Origin of the sequence: Campylobacter vulpis, assembly GCF_014217995.1 — a bacterium.
GTDB classification, from domain to species: domain Bacteria; phylum Campylobacterota; class Campylobacteria; order Campylobacterales; family Campylobacteraceae; genus Campylobacter_D; species Campylobacter_D vulpis.
Map to the genome: position 1 here is coordinate 1,587,478 of NZ_CP041617.1, position 15,245 is coordinate 1,602,722.

25 protein-coding genes are annotated in these 15,245 nt (G+C 35.6%); all 25 read right to left on the reverse strand.

Translation table 11 applies throughout. From position 1 onward, the window contains the following. Window position 1: 1 nt before the first annotated feature. The 25 genes from CVULP_RS08230 to rplP all read right to left on the reverse strand — a co-directional run bounded on the left by CVULP_RS08230 (window position 2) and on the right by rplP (window position 15,244). On the reverse strand, window positions 2–559 hold the full coding sequence (locus tag CVULP_RS08230) for a MotA/TolQ/ExbB proton channel family protein (RefSeq protein ID WP_099461428.1): 558 nt from the start codon (window positions 557–559) through the stop codon (window positions 2–4). Further along, window positions 556–948: an ATP synthase F1 subunit epsilon gene (gene atpC, locus CVULP_RS08235; RefSeq protein WP_099461427.1), complete on the reverse strand. Its 393-nt coding sequence runs from the start codon at window positions 946–948 to the stop codon at window positions 556–558. The genes CVULP_RS08230 and atpC overlap by 4 nt, the downstream gene beginning before the upstream one ends. Next, a complete protein-coding gene (gene atpD / locus CVULP_RS08240; RefSeq protein WP_099461426.1) occupies window positions 948–2,402 on the reverse strand; it encodes a F0F1 ATP synthase subunit beta in 1,455 nt (484 codons plus the stop codon). Before atpD ends, atpC begins: the two co-directional genes overlap by 1 nt. 23 nt (window positions 2,403–2,425) lie before the next feature. Continuing rightward, the gene (gene atpG / locus CVULP_RS08245) at window positions 2,426–3,310 is read right to left on the reverse strand and encodes an ATP synthase F1 subunit gamma (protein WP_099507459.1); all 885 of its coding nucleotides are present in this window, start codon (window positions 3,308–3,310) and stop codon (window positions 2,426–2,428) included. Between the two features lie 9 nt (window positions 3,311–3,319). Then, on the reverse strand, window positions 3,320–4,825 hold the full coding sequence (gene atpA / locus CVULP_RS08250; protein ID WP_099507458.1) for a F0F1 ATP synthase subunit alpha: 1,506 nt from the start codon (window positions 4,823–4,825) through the stop codon (window positions 3,320–3,322). 11 nt (window positions 4,826–4,836) lie between these two features. Beyond that, the gene (locus CVULP_RS08255) at window positions 4,837–5,358 is read right to left on the reverse strand and encodes a F0F1 ATP synthase subunit delta (protein ID WP_252195531.1); all 522 of its coding nucleotides are present in this window, start codon (window positions 5,356–5,358) and stop codon (window positions 4,837–4,839) included. Beyond that, complete coding sequence (locus tag CVULP_RS08260; protein ID WP_099461422.1) at window positions 5,355–5,867, reverse strand: F0F1 ATP synthase subunit B; 513 nt, start codon at window positions 5,865–5,867, stop codon at window positions 5,355–5,357. The genes CVULP_RS08255 and CVULP_RS08260 overlap by 4 nt, the downstream gene beginning before the upstream one ends. Before the next feature lie 8 nt (window positions 5,868–5,875). After that, window positions 5,876–6,301: a FoF1 ATP synthase subunit B' gene (locus tag CVULP_RS08265; RefSeq protein ID WP_099461421.1), complete on the reverse strand. Its 426-nt coding sequence runs from the start codon at window positions 6,299–6,301 to the stop codon at window positions 5,876–5,878. A gap of 59 nt (window positions 6,302–6,360) precedes the next feature. Then, on the reverse strand, window positions 6,361–7,200 hold the full coding sequence (locus CVULP_RS08270; RefSeq protein WP_099507456.1) for a ParB/RepB/Spo0J family partition protein: 840 nt from the start codon (window positions 7,198–7,200) through the stop codon (window positions 6,361–6,363). Window positions 7,201–7,204: 4 nt separating this feature from the next. Continuing rightward, window positions 7,205–7,990, reverse strand: coding sequence for a ParA family protein (locus tag CVULP_RS08275; RefSeq protein WP_099461419.1), 786 nt, complete (start codon window positions 7,988–7,990; stop codon window positions 7,205–7,207). Beyond that, the gene (locus tag CVULP_RS08280; protein ID WP_180753054.1) at window positions 7,987–8,640 is read right to left on the reverse strand and encodes a biotin--[acetyl-CoA-carboxylase] ligase; all 654 of its coding nucleotides are present in this window, start codon (window positions 8,638–8,640) and stop codon (window positions 7,987–7,989) included. Before CVULP_RS08280 ends, CVULP_RS08275 begins: the two co-directional genes overlap by 4 nt. Beyond that, a complete protein-coding gene (gene fmt / locus CVULP_RS08285) occupies window positions 8,603–9,511 on the reverse strand; it encodes a methionyl-tRNA formyltransferase (RefSeq protein ID WP_099461418.1) in 909 nt (302 codons plus the stop codon). Before fmt ends, CVULP_RS08280 begins: the two co-directional genes overlap by 38 nt. A gap of 45 nt (window positions 9,512–9,556) precedes the next feature. Beyond that, complete coding sequence (gene secY / locus CVULP_RS08290; protein WP_099461417.1) at window positions 9,557–10,822, reverse strand: preprotein translocase subunit SecY; 1,266 nt, start codon at window positions 10,820–10,822, stop codon at window positions 9,557–9,559. Next, window positions 10,822–11,214 (reverse strand): 50S ribosomal protein L15, encoded by a 393-nt coding sequence (gene rplO / locus CVULP_RS08295; RefSeq protein WP_099461416.1) that lies wholly within the window; start codon window positions 11,212–11,214, stop codon window positions 10,822–10,824. The genes secY and rplO overlap by 1 nt, the downstream gene beginning before the upstream one ends. Before the next feature lie 3 nt (window positions 11,215–11,217). After that, the gene (gene rpsE, locus CVULP_RS08300) at window positions 11,218–11,661 is read right to left on the reverse strand and encodes a 30S ribosomal protein S5 (protein ID WP_099507455.1); all 444 of its coding nucleotides are present in this window, start codon (window positions 11,659–11,661) and stop codon (window positions 11,218–11,220) included. A 9-nt stretch (window positions 11,662–11,670) separates the two neighbouring features. After that, window positions 11,671–12,027 carry a 50S ribosomal protein L18 gene (gene rplR / locus CVULP_RS08305; RefSeq protein ID WP_099461415.1) on the reverse strand — a complete coding sequence of 119 codons (357 nt, stop codon included), beginning with the start codon at window positions 12,025–12,027 and terminating at the stop codon, window positions 11,671–11,673. A 9-nt stretch (window positions 12,028–12,036) separates the two neighbouring features. Next, window positions 12,037–12,573, reverse strand: coding sequence for a 50S ribosomal protein L6 (rplF, locus tag CVULP_RS08310; RefSeq protein WP_099461414.1), 537 nt, complete (start codon window positions 12,571–12,573; stop codon window positions 12,037–12,039). A gap of 74 nt (window positions 12,574–12,647) precedes the next feature. Next, a complete protein-coding gene (rpsH, locus tag CVULP_RS08315) occupies window positions 12,648–13,043 on the reverse strand; it encodes a 30S ribosomal protein S8 (RefSeq protein WP_004275675.1) in 396 nt (131 codons plus the stop codon). Between the two features lie 9 nt (window positions 13,044–13,052). Then, window positions 13,053–13,238 (reverse strand): type Z 30S ribosomal protein S14, encoded by a 186-nt coding sequence (locus tag CVULP_RS08320; RefSeq protein ID WP_099461413.1) that lies wholly within the window; start codon window positions 13,236–13,238, stop codon window positions 13,053–13,055. 1 nt (window position 13,239) lies between these two features. After that, window positions 13,240–13,782, reverse strand: coding sequence for a 50S ribosomal protein L5 (gene rplE, locus CVULP_RS08325; RefSeq protein ID WP_099461412.1), 543 nt, complete (start codon window positions 13,780–13,782; stop codon window positions 13,240–13,242). An 8-nt stretch (window positions 13,783–13,790) separates the two neighbouring features. Then, entirely contained in the window at window positions 13,791–14,018 is a 228-nt protein-coding gene (gene rplX / locus CVULP_RS08330; protein WP_099507454.1) for a 50S ribosomal protein L24, read from the reverse strand. Then, on the reverse strand, window positions 14,018–14,386 hold the full coding sequence (gene rplN / locus CVULP_RS08335) for a 50S ribosomal protein L14 (protein WP_004275679.1): 369 nt from the start codon (window positions 14,384–14,386) through the stop codon (window positions 14,018–14,020). The genes rplX and rplN overlap by 1 nt, the downstream gene beginning before the upstream one ends. Continuing rightward, window positions 14,383–14,637 (reverse strand): 30S ribosomal protein S17, encoded by a 255-nt coding sequence (gene rpsQ / locus CVULP_RS08340; RefSeq protein ID WP_099461410.1) that lies wholly within the window; start codon window positions 14,635–14,637, stop codon window positions 14,383–14,385. The genes rplN and rpsQ overlap by 4 nt, the downstream gene beginning before the upstream one ends. A gap of 9 nt (window positions 14,638–14,646) precedes the next feature. Then, on the reverse strand, window positions 14,647–14,832 hold the full coding sequence (gene rpmC / locus CVULP_RS08345) for a 50S ribosomal protein L29 (protein ID WP_099507453.1): 186 nt from the start codon (window positions 14,830–14,832) through the stop codon (window positions 14,647–14,649). Further along, window positions 14,819–15,244 carry a 50S ribosomal protein L16 gene (gene rplP, locus CVULP_RS08350; RefSeq protein ID WP_004278040.1) on the reverse strand — a complete coding sequence of 142 codons (426 nt, stop codon included), beginning with the start codon at window positions 15,242–15,244 and terminating at the stop codon, window positions 14,819–14,821. The genes rpmC and rplP overlap by 14 nt, the downstream gene beginning before the upstream one ends. Window position 15,245: the final 1 nt, after the last annotated feature.

A 15,245-nucleotide genomic window follows, 5' to 3' on the forward strand; every position in this document is an offset into this window, starting at 1 on the left:
ATTAAACCTTATGTGAGCTAAGAACCTTAATCTCACTATCAATAATACTTAAAAGCTCAAAAGCTTTTCTTTTAATAATAAGATGAAAAGTATAAGCAGGGATAGCGACTAAAATTCCACAGCCAGTAGCCACTAAAGCCTCACTAATTTTAGGTGCAATAATACTTAAAGAATTTTGTGTGCCAAGTCCCCCAAAAGTTTCAAGGATAGAGATAACAGTTCCAAAAAGTCCTATAAAAGGAGAGGTTGAAGCAACGATACTTAGCCAAGTTAGCCCCAAAGAAGAGCGGCGTGCGGCTAAATTTTTATAAATTTCTAAATGCGAAAGGCTTGTGTCTGTGCATTTTCTTAAAATAGAATCGGTGCGACTTAAATCTTTCTCACCTAAAAGTAAAGTTTCTAAACTTTGCTTTTCTTTGCTACGCCAATTTGCCAAAAAAGAAAGCCTCGCAAAAAGTATGGCAAAAGAAAGGATAAAATAAAAAGAAAGCCAAGCCAAAACCACATAAGTGATAAGGCTTGACTCATTAAAAAAATGAAAAATAGCCTCGAAATTCATACATTTGCCTTAGCATTGTCAAGTTTAGAAAAGGTCGCAGCTAAAGCGGCATTATCCGAACTCATAGCCTTAATTAAATCCTTTGCATTGTTAAGATTTTTCTCAATCTCACTTTCACTTGAGCCAGATACCCAAACAGCACCCTTAGCTAAAACACAAACTTTATTTTCATCAACCTTAGCATACCCCGCGTCAATGGCGACTAATTCGTGCTTTAAATCCTGCTTTTCTACATCAATCACGCCCGATTTCAAAGAAGCCACTAAACTCGCATGCCCCCTTAAAACACCAAATTCCCCCTCACTTCCAGGTAAGGTAACAGACTTTACCTCTCCTTGATAAATCATTCCTAGAGGAGTTACTATTTCTAAAGATATTAAATCCTGCATCAATTAGCCTTTTTTTGTTCAACCTTACAATTATCTAAGCAAGTATCACCTCTACTAATCTCCCTCAGAGTTTCTGCCTTAGCAATTGCCTCATCAATATTTCCTACCATATAGAAAGCATTTTCTGGCAAATCATCATATTTACCTTCCAAAATGCCCTTAAAGCCACTGATAGTTTCTTCAAGGCTTATATATTTACCCGGACTTCCTGTGAAAACTTCCGCCACAAAGAAAGGCTGGGATAGGAATTTCTCTATTTTTCTTGCTCTTTCAACAACAAGCTTATCTTCTTCACTAAGCTCGTCCATACCTAAAATAGCGATAATATCTTGCAAATCCTTATATTTTTGAAGCACAGATTGAACACCCCTTGCTACTTTATAATGCTCCTCGCCTATAATTTGTGGATCAAGCATACGCGAAGTTGAATCAAGTGGATCAACAGCCGGATAAATTCCCTTTTCAGCTATAGCTCTATTTAAAACCGTTGTTGCGTCAAGGTGTGCAAAAACAGTGGCAGGTGCTGGGTCTGTCAAATCGTCCGCTGGGACATAAACAGCTTGAACGGAGGTAATAGAGCCTTTTTTAGTTGAAGTAATTCTCTCTTGGAATTTACCCATTTCACTTGCTAAAGTCGGCTGGTAACCTACCGCTGATGGGATACGCCCCAAAAGTGCGGACATTTCAGAGCCTGATTGAGAAAATCTAAAAATATTATCGATAAACATCAAAACATCAAGTCCCATTTCATCTCTAAAATACTCCGCCATAGTAAGACCTGTAAGGGCAATGCGGTTTCTAGCACCCGGTGGTTCGTTCATCTGCCCATAACATAAGGCAACTTTATCTAAAACATTACTTTCTTTCATTTCATTATAAAGGTCATTTCCCTCACGCGTTCTCTCACCCACTCCAGCAAATACAGAATAACCACTATGCTTAAAGGCGACATTGTGGATTAGCTCCATAATAATCACGGTTTTACCCACGCCAGCACCGCCAAAAAGTCCCACTTTACCACCCTTAGCATAAGGTGCAAGCAAATCCACAACTTTAATCCCTGTTTCAAAAATTTCACTCTTAGTGCTTTGCTCTTCAAAAGCAGGTGGGTCTCTATGAATGCTCCAACGCTTATCAAAACTGATTTCTTCGCCCTCATCTATCAAATCGCCCGTAACATTAAAAATTCTACCCAAAACTTTTTCGCCCACAGGCACAGAAATAGGACTTCCTAAAGCTTCTACCTTAAGTCCTCTTACCAAACCATCAGTCATATCCATAGCTATGGTTCTTACCCTATTGTCCCCCAAATGTGCGGCGACTTCTAGAATTAATTTTTGTTCTTTTCCATCATTATTAAAATCTACCCTTATCGCTTCATTGATTTGTGGTAAATAATCATCAAAATCTACATCTACAACAGGTCCTAACACCTGCGAAATAAATCCTTGCATAAACTCTCTCCTTAAAAATTTACTTACTTCATCGCCTCAACACCACTGATAATCTCAATCAATTCAGTAGTGATAGACTCTTGTCTTGCTTTATTATAGGCTAAATTTAGCTGCCTAACTCTTGCTTTAGCATTGTTTGTAGCATTATCCATAGCCTGCATTCTAGCACTATGTTCAGCCGCTAAAGAATCGATTAAAGCGTAATACATATTGTATTCAAAATAAGTCTTCATCAATTCTTCTAAAAGTTCTCTTTCTTCTGGCTCGAATTCTAAAAGCGAATTTGCCGACTCATCAATAACCTTAGGCTCCACAGGGATAAGATGAGCGATTTTAAGCTCTTGAGTGATCATATTTTTATAGCCATTATGCACCAAAACAATAGCATCAGTTTTTCCAGCCAAATAGTCCTCAACCGCGGCACTAATCACCTCACAAGCCTTTTCATAGTTAGGACTTGAGCTAAGATGAAAATATTTTTCCAAAAGCTCTCTTTTTTGAAAATTAAAATACTCTATACCTGTTTTTCCTATGGCTCTTAATCTCACGGATATATTTTGCTCTTCATAATCTTTTAAAAGCTCATCTACGGCTTTAATGGTTTTAATATTAAAACCACCGCAAAGTCCCTTATCTGCGGTGATGAAAATCACATCTACATTTTTAAACTTTTCTCTTTTTTGAAAACAGCTTAATTGAATATCTTTTTCATCTTGATTCGCCTTGTGAATTTGGTAAGAAATTTCATTAAGCATTTCATCAATTTTTTGCGCATAAATTTTAGACCTCTTCGCCGCTTCTTCAGCTTTTTTAAGCTTTGCGGTAGAAACAAGCTTCATTGCATTAGTTGTCTTTTGCGTATTATGAACGCTTTTTATCTTTCTTTTAATTTCTTTAAGATTAGACATAAAAAAGCCTTATATATGATTTGCTTTAAATTCTTCGATAGCCTTAGCTAATTTATCCTCCAAATCTTTATCCAAAGCCTTTTTAGTGCGAATTTGCTCAAAGAGGTCTGGATATTTAGCTTCAATAAAAGGATAAATACTTTCCTCAAATTCCCTAATTTTGCTGACTGCCACATCGTCTAAAAATCCCCTTGTTCCCGCAAATATAAGCACAACTTGCTTTTCTACAGATAAAGGCGAATAAGGAGGCTGTTTTAAAAGCTCAACCATTCTTTGTCCGCGTTCTAGCTGCTTACGGCTTGCCTCATCTAAATCACTTGCAAACTGAGCGAAAGCTTGAAGTTCTCTATACTGTGCCAAATCAAGTCTTAAAGTCCCAGAAACTTGCTTAGTCGCTTTAATCTGTGCTGCACCCCCCACACGCGAAACAGACAAGCCGACATTAATAGCAGGGCGAATACCTGAATTAAACAAATCTGTTTCTAAGAAAATCTGTCCATCTGTAATAGAAATCACATTGGTTGGAATATAGGCAGATACATCTCCAGCTTGCGTTTCTATAATAGGTAAAGCCGTCAAACTTCCTGCACCAAGCTCGTCATTAAGCTTAGATGCTCTTTCTAACAATCTTGAATGCAAATAAAACACATCACCTGGATAAGCCTCACGACCCGGAGGACGGCGTAAAATTAATGACATCTCGCGGTAAGCCACAGCGTGTTTGCTTAAATCATCATAAACAATTAAAGCGTGTTTTGCATTATCCCTAAAATACTCGCCCATCGTTACACCAGCATAAGGAGCGAGATATTGTAAAGCGGCAGAATCTGAAGCACCCGCATTTACAACTATTGTATATTCCATAGCACCGTGTTCTTCGAGCCTTTTTACAACCTGTGCAACAGTGCTTTGCTTTTGCCCTATGGCAACATAAATACAAATCACCCCTTGTCCTCTTTGAGAGATAATTGTATCCACAGCAACAGTAGTTTTACCCGTTTGTCTATCGCCTATGATTAATTCTCTTTGTCCCCTACCAATAGGCACAAGGGCGTCAATTGCCTTAATCCCCGTATGTAAAGGCTCATGAACGCTCTTTCTAGCCATAATGCCTTTTGCCTTCTCTTCAACAAAGCGAAATTCACTTGCATTAATAGGACCCTTAGCGTCGATAGGCTCTCCTAAAGCATTAACAACACGACCAACTAAAGATTCTCCAACAGGTACTTTAAGAAGTTTTTTAAGCCTTTTCACAGAGTCACCCTCTTTTAAGCCTTCACCTTTTCCCAAAACAACGATACCAACACTGCTTTCTTCGAGGTTAAGCGCCATACCCTTTTCGCCATTTTCAAACTCAACCATCTCCCCAGCCATAATGTTTTTAAGACCATAAACCTTAGCCACACCATCTGCAACGGATACTATTTTGCCCGTTTCTTCAATTTCTAAATTTAAATCAAAATTTTCTATTCTTTCTTTAATAATAGAACTGATTTCATCAGCTTTAAATTTCATTCATATTCTCCTTAAATGGTTTTAAGTATAAACTCGCTTAATTTATTTTGCAAAGTTTTCATAGAGAAAGAAAGCTCGTAACCTAACTCCTCCAACGCAATTTTTATCCCATCAATTTGTGTAATTTGAACGCTTAATTTAATTTTAACATTAAATTTTGCACTAAGCTTATTTTCAAACTCTTTTAAACTCTGCTCGTCCAATTTCTCACTCGCATAAACCACACCCAAAAATATATTTTCTTTAAAGGCATTTTGTCTTTCAAGCTCTTTAACAATGTGTGGCACACAAGAAAGTCTTGAATTTTCTATCAAAATTTTTAGAAAATTGTTAAAATTCGGGCTAAATTTTTCAAAAAAAGACTGGATAAGCTCTAGTTTTTTTTCCTTTTTAATCCCAGCAGACTCTGCTAAAATTCTAAATTTAGCTAAAGCAAAAGCTGAAGCTAAAATGCGTAAATTTTCGTAAAGCTCCCCAGCATCTGCTCTTAAAGCAATCGCTTTAGCATATTTCTTTGCTACCATATTCATCAAGAAGCCTTTTTCATCATAATATTAACAATTTCTTTTTGTCCAAAACACGCACTATTTTCATCAAAAAGCTCGGCTAAAACTTGAGAAATAACCTCTTTTTCCATTTTTCTCAATTCATATTCTTTCTGTTCTTCAAAATGCCTATCTAAAAGTGCAAGTTCTTCTTGCAATTCTTCTCTAATCCCATTTGCTAGAATTTCCGCTTCTTTTTTAGATACAATCAAAGCCTCAGCAGCATTAGCCTTCGCCTCCTCTAGCTTTTTCATCATATCAAGTTTTTTAGATTTACTTTCAAGCAATTTTTTTTGTATCTCATCTAATCTGGAAGAAATTTTTAAAATGCGACTTTTGTAAAAATGCCTCACAGGATTGACTAATAAATAATAGAGTATCACAGCAAAAATAACAAAATTCACCGTCCTAGGTATAATGTCATACTCTCCGCTTCCACTCGGTGCAGCAACAGCACCTAAAGGCAATAAACAAATAAGATAAATTAACCTTTTCATCATTCTCCTTAAATCTTTTTAATATTATTTTCTAAAAGTTGTTTAAATTCTGGTAGATTTTTTAATAAATTTTGTTTTAATTCTTCTTTTTGTGCATTAAGCTCGACATAAAAACTTGCCATTTTACGCTCAAGCTCCTCTTTTTTTGTTTGAATTGCAATTTGCGCCTCTTCTTTAGCTTGATTAATGGCACTTTGTTTAATTTTATGGATTTCTTCTCTTGTGCTTTGATGAATTTTTTCTACCTCATCATTTGCTCCAAGCATTTGTTGCGAATTTTCTTTAACCTTATTTTCATCATTTTTAATAGAACTATTTCTCTCGTCCATAAATCTTAACAAAGGCTTATATAGCATAGAATTTAAAATCACAATCATAGCTAAAAAAATCGCCATTGTAGCTAACATTATCGAAATGTGCATATCTGAAAACATTATTTTCCTTTATTATAAATATTGCAAAATTGTATCTAAAACAAACTAAATTCTAAATTTCAAGCTAGAATTTCAAATATTTTTTTAATTTTATCTTTACTTGTTAAATATATTGTTAGTTTTTCCCCTTTACTTTCACACTTTAAGCCATATTGATTTAAAATTTTCTTAATTTTTTGCATATCCTCATCAAATTCAAAAGAAAATTTCTTATTATTTAATTCTTTGTTTTTTAAATTTTGGACAATTTTTTCCGTATCCCTTACGCTTAATTTCTGCCCCATAATGCTATCAACCATAGTTTTTTCATCATCTTTTTTAAGTCCAACTAAAATTTTGGCGTGTCCTTGAGAAATTTTACCCTCGGCAATTAATTTTTGTGTTGCTTGTTCTAAATTTAAAAGTCTTAGCGTATTTGTGATTTGTGTGCGACTTTTATGGATAATGGACGCTAAATTTTCTTGAGTAATTTGATGCTCTTCAATTAAGCTTTTATAAGAATGAGCTAACTCAATAGGATTTAAATTTTCTCTTTGGATATTTTCTATCAAAGCAAGTTCCCTAAGCCTTTTCTCCTTAACATCAGCCACAAAAGCCAAAATGCTCTTAAGACCTAGGATTTGACTTGCTCTAAGCCTCCGTTCTCCTGCCACCAAAACATAACGCTCGCCTTTTTTAAGCACGATGATAGGCTGAATGAGTCCATATTCTTTAATCGAATTCGCAAGCTCTCCTAAAGCCTCTTCATCAAAATGCTTTCTAGGCTGGTAAGGATTAAGGTCGATTTTGGCTAGAGGAATTTCGCTGACTTGATTTGTGTCAAGTCCTAATTCTCTACTATAAACCTCGTCTAAATCACCGATGAGTTTGCTTAAACCTTTATCTTTATTTAAACCCATCAATTTATCCTAAAATGCAATAAGCTAAATTTTGATACGCCAAAGAACCGGGTGATTTTATATCATAAAGTATAATAGGCTTTCCAAAACTTGGACTTTCTGCAAGCTTTACATTTCTAGGAATAATGATAAAATCATCTTCACTACTTTTCATTTTAAAAAGCTGTTTTTTAAAATTTTGCTTTAAATCCTCCACAACATCTTTAGAAAGATTATTTTGCGAACTATACATAGTCGGCAAAAATCCCTTAACTTTAAGCTTTGGGTTAATCGTTTTTTTAATAATCTTAATGGTATTTAGCACCATAGCTACCCCCTCAAGTGCGTAAAATTCACATTGTATAGGGATAATTACACTATCACTCGCCGCAAAAGCATTAATGGTGATATTTCCAAGTGCAGGAGGTGAATCTATAATGATAAAATCATACTTATCCACCACTTCTTCAAGTTGCTTTTTAAGCATCATTTTCTTTTCATTTCCCTCATCTTTAGCAAGCTCTTGTTCTATACCGACAAGCCCTATATTTGACGGAGCTAAATGCAACTGGGGCAATTCTGTCTTTAAGATAATATCGCTTAATTTTTTTCTACCTATAAAAACATGGTAAATATTATATTCATAATTATTTCTATTAAAACCAAGTCCTGTTGTTGCATTTGCTTGCGGATCTACATCGATTAAAAGCACTTTTTTTTCCGCTACCGCCAAAGAAGCCGCTAAATTGACTGCCGTGGTCGTTTTGCCCACGCCACCTTTTTGATTTGCTATTGTTATCACTTCGCTCATCTTAAACTATATATCCTCTTATTTGCTAATAATATTGACCCATCTTCATACAAAAAAGCATCTTTTAACGCGTAAATTTTGCCTTCATAATGGACACTAAAATTTTTTGATTTCTCAAATTCTAACACATACTTACTAAAAATACGCTTCCATAAAAATTTTTTTTCCAAAACTTTTATAAATTCCTCTATTAATTCTTTAGGCTCTATTTTTACATCACATAAAGCGGCATTTTGTGGAGCAAATTTGAGATTAAGTCCTATACCGCATATTATAAATTCGCCTATTTTATTGCTCATCACTCCGCCGACCTTTTTATCATTTAAATACAAATCGTTTGACCATTTAAGCCAAATTTGTGAGCCAAAACTCTCTAAAAGCTCTTTTAAGAGATAAGCAAAATAGATACTCGCAGAAGCCAAAGGCAAATCACTAGGCAAATCTCTCTCTCTCACGCAAAAAGAAAGATGTAAATTCCCCCTAGAGCTAATCCAAGCATTATCCCTACTCCCCACTCCGCTAGTTTGTTCTAAAGCATAAATGGCGGTATTTTGCCGTATTTCACCCTTTCTTATCTTCTCGCATAAAAAAAGCTGCGTTGAGGCTATTTTTTCAATACAAATAATCTGCACTTTTAAGCCTTTTTCCATTTAAAAAAGTTCGCCCATTAAGAGGCTTTTTGCCACTTTCTTGCAAGGCTTTAATTCTTAAAGTTCCTTTTTTACAAGCAAGCAAAAAATTCTCTTTTTCCACGGCTAAAATAAGCCCCTCTTTTTCATTTTCTTTTTCATCGTAAAGTTCTATATCTAAAAATTTTAAACCATTTTCCAAAAAAATACCCGGCCAAGGATAAAAAGCTAAAAATTTTCGATACAATTTTTTCGCATCACTTAAATCCACCAAGCCATCTTCTTTTTTAATTTTCTTGCAAATGCTAACCTTACTTTCATCTTGTTTTTGTGGAGTGATTTGAGAAAAATGACGCAAAGTCTCTACCGCCAAAGAAGCCGCTAACTCTCCAAAAAGCTCAAAAACCTCATCAGCTTTTTTACCCTTGATATTATGCTCCACGCTTTGCAAAATAGCTCCTGTGTCAAGTCCAGCATCCATAAGCATAGAGCAAACCCCACTGATTTCATCACCATTTAAAATTGCACTTTGTATAGGGCTAGCCCCACGGTATTTTGGCAAAAGCGAAGCATGAAGATTAATGCAAGGGGCTAAATCCAAAATATTTTGAGGCAAAATTTTACCATAAGCAGCAACCACTATAAAATCAGGCTTTAAAGCTTTTAGATTTTCAAAAAGTTCTTCATCTTTGAGACTTTTAGGAGTAAAAATAGGAATTTGAGGAGCATTTTTTTGCAAAAAAGCCTTAGTATCACTAGGAGTTAAAATTTGCTTTCTTCCCACAGCCTTATCAGGCTGGGTAAAAAGTGCTAAAATTTCAAAATACCTTAAAAGCTCTTGCAAAATGCGTGTAGCGTAGGCTGGAGTTCCCATAAATACAAGCTTTTTCATACAAAACCCTTTCGCAAATTTATGGGAAAAGTCCCCAAAGAGACTTTAAAGACCTACGGCACTTAGAGTTTGATATTTGCTCATATAAATTTGAGCTTCAATTTTCCTCATCGTATCTAAGGCGACTTGCACAACAATTAAAACAGAAGTTCCGCCAAAATTAAAAGGAACTCCCATAAATTTTACCAAAATCCAAGGTAAAGTTGCCACCAAAGCAAGATAAATAGATCCAGAAAAAGTAAGTCTTGAAGCGACCTCATTAAGATACAAAGCTGTCCCCTCACCTGGACGAATGCCCGGGATAAAACCCCCTTGTTTTTTAAGATTTTCCGCAATATCCTTAGCATTAAACACTATACTTGCATAAAAATAGGCAAAAAATACCACAAACAAAAAGGTCAAAATGTGAAAGGCATAAGAATTTGGATTTAAAAAGTCATTTACCGCTAAGATGTAAGGATTTGTGCTAGTTTGCAAAATAGTCGCCGGAAACATCAAAATCGCACTTGCAAAAATAGGTGGAATCACACCGCTTAAATTCACCTTAATAGGAATATAGTTCATAATGCGTTTATTTTGATTTTGCATAACGACCTTACGCGAATAAGAAATGGGGATTCTACGCTCCCCAAGCTCCACATAAATAATCACACCTATAGTTAGTAAAATAAGTAATAAAATCGCAAAAGCACTCAAGAAATTCATCTCGCCCGAATTGATTTGCCCTACGCTATTTGAAATAGCTGAAGGTATAGTAGAAACAATGCCCGCAAAAATGATAAGTGAGATACCATTACCCACACCTCTTTGTGTGATTTGCTCTCCTAACCACATCAAAAGCATAGTTCCAGCTAACATAGAAATGGCACACAAGGCTATGAAAGTATTTAAATCTTCTACCATAATGGCACTTGCTCCACCACGCCCATGCAAGCTCTGCAAACCTATGGCAACACCCACACTTTGCACCAAGGTGATTACAATGGTCGCATAACGGATAATTTGCATATATTTTTGCATACCATCGCGTTCTTTTTTCATCTTACCTATATTTGGAAAAGTAGCTGCCAAAAGCTCCATAATAATAGAAGCTGTGATATAGGGCATAATCCCCAAGGAGATAATGGAAAATCTCTCCGCCGCTCCGCCGCTAAAGACATTAAAAAGTCCCAGTGCGTTATTTTCATTATTGTTAAAAAATTCTGCAATAACATCAGCATTGACGCCTGGAACTGGCACATAAGCTAGAACCCTATAAGCAAATAAAAATGCTAATGTGATTAAAATTTTATTCGTCAATGCTCTATTCATTATTTTATTCCGCTAAGGCTGATATTTTCATCTTTAACTTTAGCTTTTAAATCTTTCGCACTTGCACCAATTAGCTTGATTTTGCTAACAGATTTTGAAATTTTATGCACGGATTTAATGCTTTCAAAAGTGATTTCGCCTAAATCTTTAATAGCTGTAATTTTCTCAACATTAATCACATAAGGTTTTTCAATCTTAGAAGTAAAGCCTACTTTAGGCAATCTTCTTTGAAGAGGTTGTTGTCCTCCCTCAAAGCCTCTTTTTTCATTATAACCTTTTCTTGCGGTTTGTCCCTTGCCGCCTTTTGTGGCTGTTTTACCCATACCACTCCCTTGACCGCGACCAATTCTTTTGATTTTTCTTGTTGAACCTGCTGCTTTTGTTAAATTCATCGTTTATCCTTTTAGCATCGTTAAGGCTTTAATAGTCGCACGAACCACATTTGCCGAATTATTTGAACCTAAAGATTTAATCAAAATATCCTTAATTCCAGCAAGTTCTACGATAGGACGCGTAGAACCTCCAGCGATAACGCCCGTTCCCTCACTAGCAGGTTTGAGCAAAATTCTACTTGCATTATATTTAACCTCAACATCGTGAGCGATAGTAGAACCTTTAGTTTTAACCTCAACCATATTTTTAAAGGCATCATCAACAGCTTTACGAATCGCATCAGGAACTTCCTTAGCCTTACCATAGCCTACACCGACAAGTCCTTTTCTATTACCTACTATCACTAGGGCTGTAAAACGAAATCTTCTACCGCCCTTAACAACCTTCGTAACTCTACCTATATCGACAATTACTTCTTCAAATTCTTCTCTATTATACTTTTCCATCAACTCTCCTTATAACCTAATGCCATTTTCTCTTAAAGACTCTGCTAAAGCCGCAATCACTCCGTGATACACATAGCCATTTCTATCAAAAACGCCTTGTTCAATTTTCTTTGCCTTAAGGGTTTTTGCAAATTCTGCACCAATTTTCTTTGCGCCGTCTTTATTTGCTTTAATGCCTAATTTATGTCCATCAGCTGCTGCTAAAGTAATATTTTTTACATCATCAATGGCTTGAATATATAAGGTTCTATTAGACTTAAATACTGAAATTCTAGGAAGAGTCGCACAACCTGAAATTTTAGCCCTAATTCTTCTCTTTCTTTTGATTCTAAGACTGATTTTTCTTTTTAACACATTTGCTCTCATACCCTATCCTTACTTCTTAGATGTCTTACCAGCTTTGCGGATAATACGCTCATCGGCATATTTCACACCTTTACCCTTGTATGGCTCTGGCGGTCTAAATTCGCGGATTTGTGCGGCGACCTGTCCAACGACTTGTTTATCACTTCCTTTAACAATCACATTATTTTTATCGACACTTATTTCAATCCCTGCTGGAATTTCATAATTGATAGGATGAGAAAAACCAAGACTGAGTTCTAAAACTTTGCCCTTTAAAGCAGCTTTATAACCCACTCCATTAATTTCAAGCGTTTTAGAAAAGCCTTCTGTTAAACCTATAACAATATTACTTGCTAAAGCCCTATAAGTTCCCCAATATGCTCTACTTTGCCTATCGTCGCCTTTTGGAGAAAAAAGAATGTGATTATCCTTAATCTCAACATTTACATTTGCCTTAGTGTCTAAATCCTTTGCCAAATTTCCTTTTTTAAATTTAAGCAAAGTTCCTTCTAATTTTACCTCTACACCACTTGGGATAGAGATAGGTTGCTTACCTATACGAGACATATTTTTTCCTTTTTATTTGTCTAGGATATTTCTACTTTTGTAAAGAATGGATACCCAATGCCATAAAAAGCAGATTACCAAATGGTGCATAAAATTTCGCCACCAACACCAGCTTTAAACGCTTCATCATTTGCTAAAACGCCACGACTAGTGCTAACTACGATAGTACCATAACCATTTTTAAAACGCTTAATTTCGTCTTTACCTTTATAAACACGGCGACCCGGCTTAGAGATTCTTTTAAGCTCGTTAATCACACTTTTACCTTTTTCATCATACTTCAAAACAACATTGATAAATTTTTTCTTGTCTTCCTCGACAACATTAAAACTATCAATATAACCCTTAGCTTGAAAAATCCCTACCAAAGCCTCCACAACCTTAGAGTGCAGAAGTTTAGTTGTTTCAAGTCTTCTCATACCTGCATTGCGAATTCTTGTAAGAGAGTCTGAAATTATGTCATTAATCATATTTTATCCTTACCAACTTGCTTTTTTAAGACCCGGGATTAAGCCCTCATTGCCCATTTTTCTAAGACAAACTCTGCAAATTCCAAAATCTCTATAAACTGAATGCGGACGCCCACAAATTTGACATCTAGTATAGCCACGAACTTTAAATTTAGGCTTACGCGTTGCTTTTGCTATCATTGATTTTTTAGCCATATTACTTTCCTTTTGCAAATGGCACACCAAAAAGCTCTAAAAGCTTTAGTGCCTCTTTATCATTTTGTGCGGTTGTAACGATAGAAATATTCATTCCGTGAGTGCGTAAGATTTTATCATACTCTACCTCTGGAAACATTAATTGCTCATTAAGTCCAAAATTATAATTTCCTCTACCATCAAAACCATCACGACTTAGCCCCCTAAAATCTTTTACCCTTGGAAGAGCAATGGAAATCAGTTTATCTAAGAAAGCAAACATATTATCCTTTCTTAAAGTTACCATCACACCCACAGGAAAGCCCTCACGCACCTTAAAACCAGCGACAGATTTTTTCGCTTTCGTAATCACAGCCCTTTGTCCAGCAATTAAGGAGATGGTATCCGCCACATTTTGCAATACTTTTTGATCTTTAGCTAATTCTCCAGCACCCACACTAATCACAACCTTTTCAAGAGCAGGGACAAGCATAGGGTTTTTAATATCAAATTCCTTAATCAAAGCCGCTTTAATATCTTGACTATATTTTTCTTTTAATCTCATAGCCTCTCCTAAATTTTTGCCACATTAGAAATATCCATAGGCATTTCTTTATTAACGAAACCGCCATTTGGATTTTTCTCACTCGGCTTAATAGCTTTTTTTGCAACTTTACAACCCTCAACAACAACCTTAAATGTTTTAGGATATACCGCTAAAACTTTACCCGTTTTACCCTTATCATCGCCTGTGATAATCTTAACGCTATCACCTTTTTTGATTTTTAATTTTACTGCCATTATAATACCTCCGGTGCTAGTGAAACAATTTTCATAAAGCCACCATATCTAACTTCTCTGCCAACAGGTCCAAAGATACGCGTTCCCACAGGCTCTCTTTTGGCATCAAGTATAACAGCCGCATTTTCGTCAAAACGAATTAAAGAACCATTATCTCTATGAATTTCTTTCTTAGTTCTAACAATCACCGCTTTAACAACCTGACCTTTTTTCACTTTTCCATTAGGCAAAGCTTTCTTAACCGATGCAACAATCACATCACCTACGGTAGCATAGCGTCTTTTACTACCTCCTAAAACCTTAATACACATTAGCTCTTTTGCGCCGCTATTATCAGCCACCGCAAGTCTTGTAAAACTTTGTATCATGACTCAGCTCCTGCTATCAATACAGATTTTAAGCGAAATGACTTTCTTTTTGAGATAGGTCTACATTCAACTGCTACAACCACATCTCCCACTTTAGATTCATTTCTTTCATCGTGAATTAAATATTTTTTAAAGCGTTTGACAATTTTTCTATATCTTGGATGAACAACCTTTCTTTCTACCAAAATACTCGCTGTTTTCTCTCCAGCAATTTTCACAACAACGCCTTGAATTTCTCTTTTAAATGTCATAATCCATCCTTATCTTAAAGCGCTAATTGCTGTATTTATTCTAGCAATGTCTTTTTTAACTTGACTAATTTCTTTAGGATTAGTCAGCTGCATTGTTTTTAGCTTTTGTTTCAAGGTAAATAAAAGCAACTTTTTTTCTTTTAGCATAGCATTAAGCTCAGTGGCTGTTTTATCTTTAATCTCAGTATATTTCATTTTGACTCTCTCTTGTAACAAACTTTGTCTTAAATGGCAATTTATGCATAGCTAAAGTTAGAGCTTGTCTAGCCATATCTTCGCTTACACCCGCCATTTCATAGATAATACGACCCGGCTTAATATTCATCACCCATTCCTCAACACTACCTTTACCTTTACCCATACGCGTTTCTAAAGGCTTTTTTGTTAAAGGCTTATCGGGAAAAACCCTAATCCAAGTCTTACCTTGTCTTTTAACAAAACGCGTTAAAGCGATACGAGCAGCCTCTATTTGACGAGAATTAATACGCCCAGCTTCCGTTGCCTTTAAAGCATACTCACCAAAAGTAAATTCTGTTCCTCTATTTGCGTAACCTCTGTTACGCCCCTTCATCATTTTACGATATTTTGTTCTTTTTGGCATTAACATA

Coding starts and splice junctions, on each gene's coding strand:
- CVULP_RS08230 (WP_099461428.1), bottom strand. CDS start 559: ATGAATTTCGAGGCTATTTTTCATTTTTTTAATGAGTCAAGCCTTATC.
- atpC (WP_099461427.1), bottom strand. CDS start 948: ATGCAGGATTTAATATCTTTAGAAATAGTAACTCCTCTAGGAATGATT.
- atpD (WP_099461426.1), bottom strand. CDS start 2,402: ATGCAAGGATTTATTTCGCAGGTGTTAGGACCTGTTGTAGATGTAGAT.
- atpG (WP_099507459.1), bottom strand. CDS start 3,310: ATGTCTAATCTTAAAGAAATTAAAAGAAAGATAAAAAGCGTTCATAAT.
- atpA (WP_099507458.1), bottom strand. CDS start 4,825: ATGAAATTTAAAGCTGATGAAATCAGTTCTATTATTAAAGAAAGAATA.
- CVULP_RS08260 (WP_099461422.1), bottom strand. CDS start 5,867: ATGAAAAGGTTAATTTATCTTATTTGTTTATTGCCTTTAGGTGCTGTT.
- CVULP_RS08265 (WP_099461421.1), bottom strand. CDS start 6,301: ATGTTTTCAGATATGCACATTTCGATAATGTTAGCTACAATGGCGATT.
- CVULP_RS08270 (WP_099507456.1), bottom strand. CDS start 7,200: ATGGGTTTAAATAAAGATAAAGGTTTAAGCAAACTCATCGGTGATTTA.
- CVULP_RS08275 (WP_099461419.1), bottom strand. CDS start 7,990: ATGAGCGAAGTGATAACAATAGCAAATCAAAAAGGTGGCGTGGGCAAA.
- CVULP_RS08280 (WP_180753054.1), bottom strand. CDS start 8,640: ATGGAAAAAGGCTTAAAAGTGCAGATTATTTGTATTGAAAAAATAGCC.
- fmt (WP_099461418.1), bottom strand. CDS start 9,511: ATGAAAAAGCTTGTATTTATGGGAACTCCAGCCTACGCTACACGCATT.
- secY (WP_099461417.1), bottom strand. CDS start 10,822: ATGAATAGAGCATTGACGAATAAAATTTTAATCACATTAGCATTTTTA.
- rplO (WP_099461416.1), bottom strand. CDS start 11,214: ATGAATTTAACAAAAGCAGCAGGTTCAACAAGAAAAATCAAAAGAATT.
- rpsE (WP_099507455.1), bottom strand. CDS start 11,661: ATGGAAAAGTATAATAGAGAAGAATTTGAAGAAGTAATTGTCGATATA.
- rplR (WP_099461415.1), bottom strand. CDS start 12,027: ATGAGAGCAAATGTGTTAAAAAGAAAAATCAGTCTTAGAATCAAAAGA.
- rplF (WP_099461414.1), bottom strand. CDS start 12,573: ATGTCTCGTATAGGTAAGCAACCTATCTCTATCCCAAGTGGTGTAGAG.
- rpsH (WP_004275675.1), bottom strand. CDS start 13,043: ATGATTAATGACATAATTTCAGACTCTCTTACAAGAATTCGCAATGCA.
- CVULP_RS08320 (WP_099461413.1), bottom strand. CDS start 13,238: ATGGCTAAAAAATCAATGATAGCAAAAGCAACGCGTAAGCCTAAATTT.
- rplE (WP_099461412.1), bottom strand. CDS start 13,782: ATGAGATTAAAAGAAAAATATAGTCAAGATATTAAAGCGGCTTTGATT.
- rplX (WP_099507454.1), bottom strand. CDS start 14,018: ATGGCAGTAAAATTAAAAATCAAAAAAGGTGATAGCGTTAAGATTATC.
- rplN (WP_004275679.1), bottom strand. CDS start 14,386: ATGATACAAAGTTTTACAAGACTTGCGGTGGCTGATAATAGCGGCGCA.
- rpsQ (WP_099461410.1), bottom strand. CDS start 14,637: ATGACATTTAAAAGAGAAATTCAAGGCGTTGTTGTGAAAATTGCTGGA.
- rpmC (WP_099507453.1), bottom strand. CDS start 14,832: ATGAAATATACTGAGATTAAAGATAAAACAGCCACTGAGCTTAATGCT.
- rplP (WP_004278040.1), bottom strand. CDS start 15,244: ATGTTAATGCCAAAAAGAACAAAATATCGTAAAATGATGAAGGGGCGT.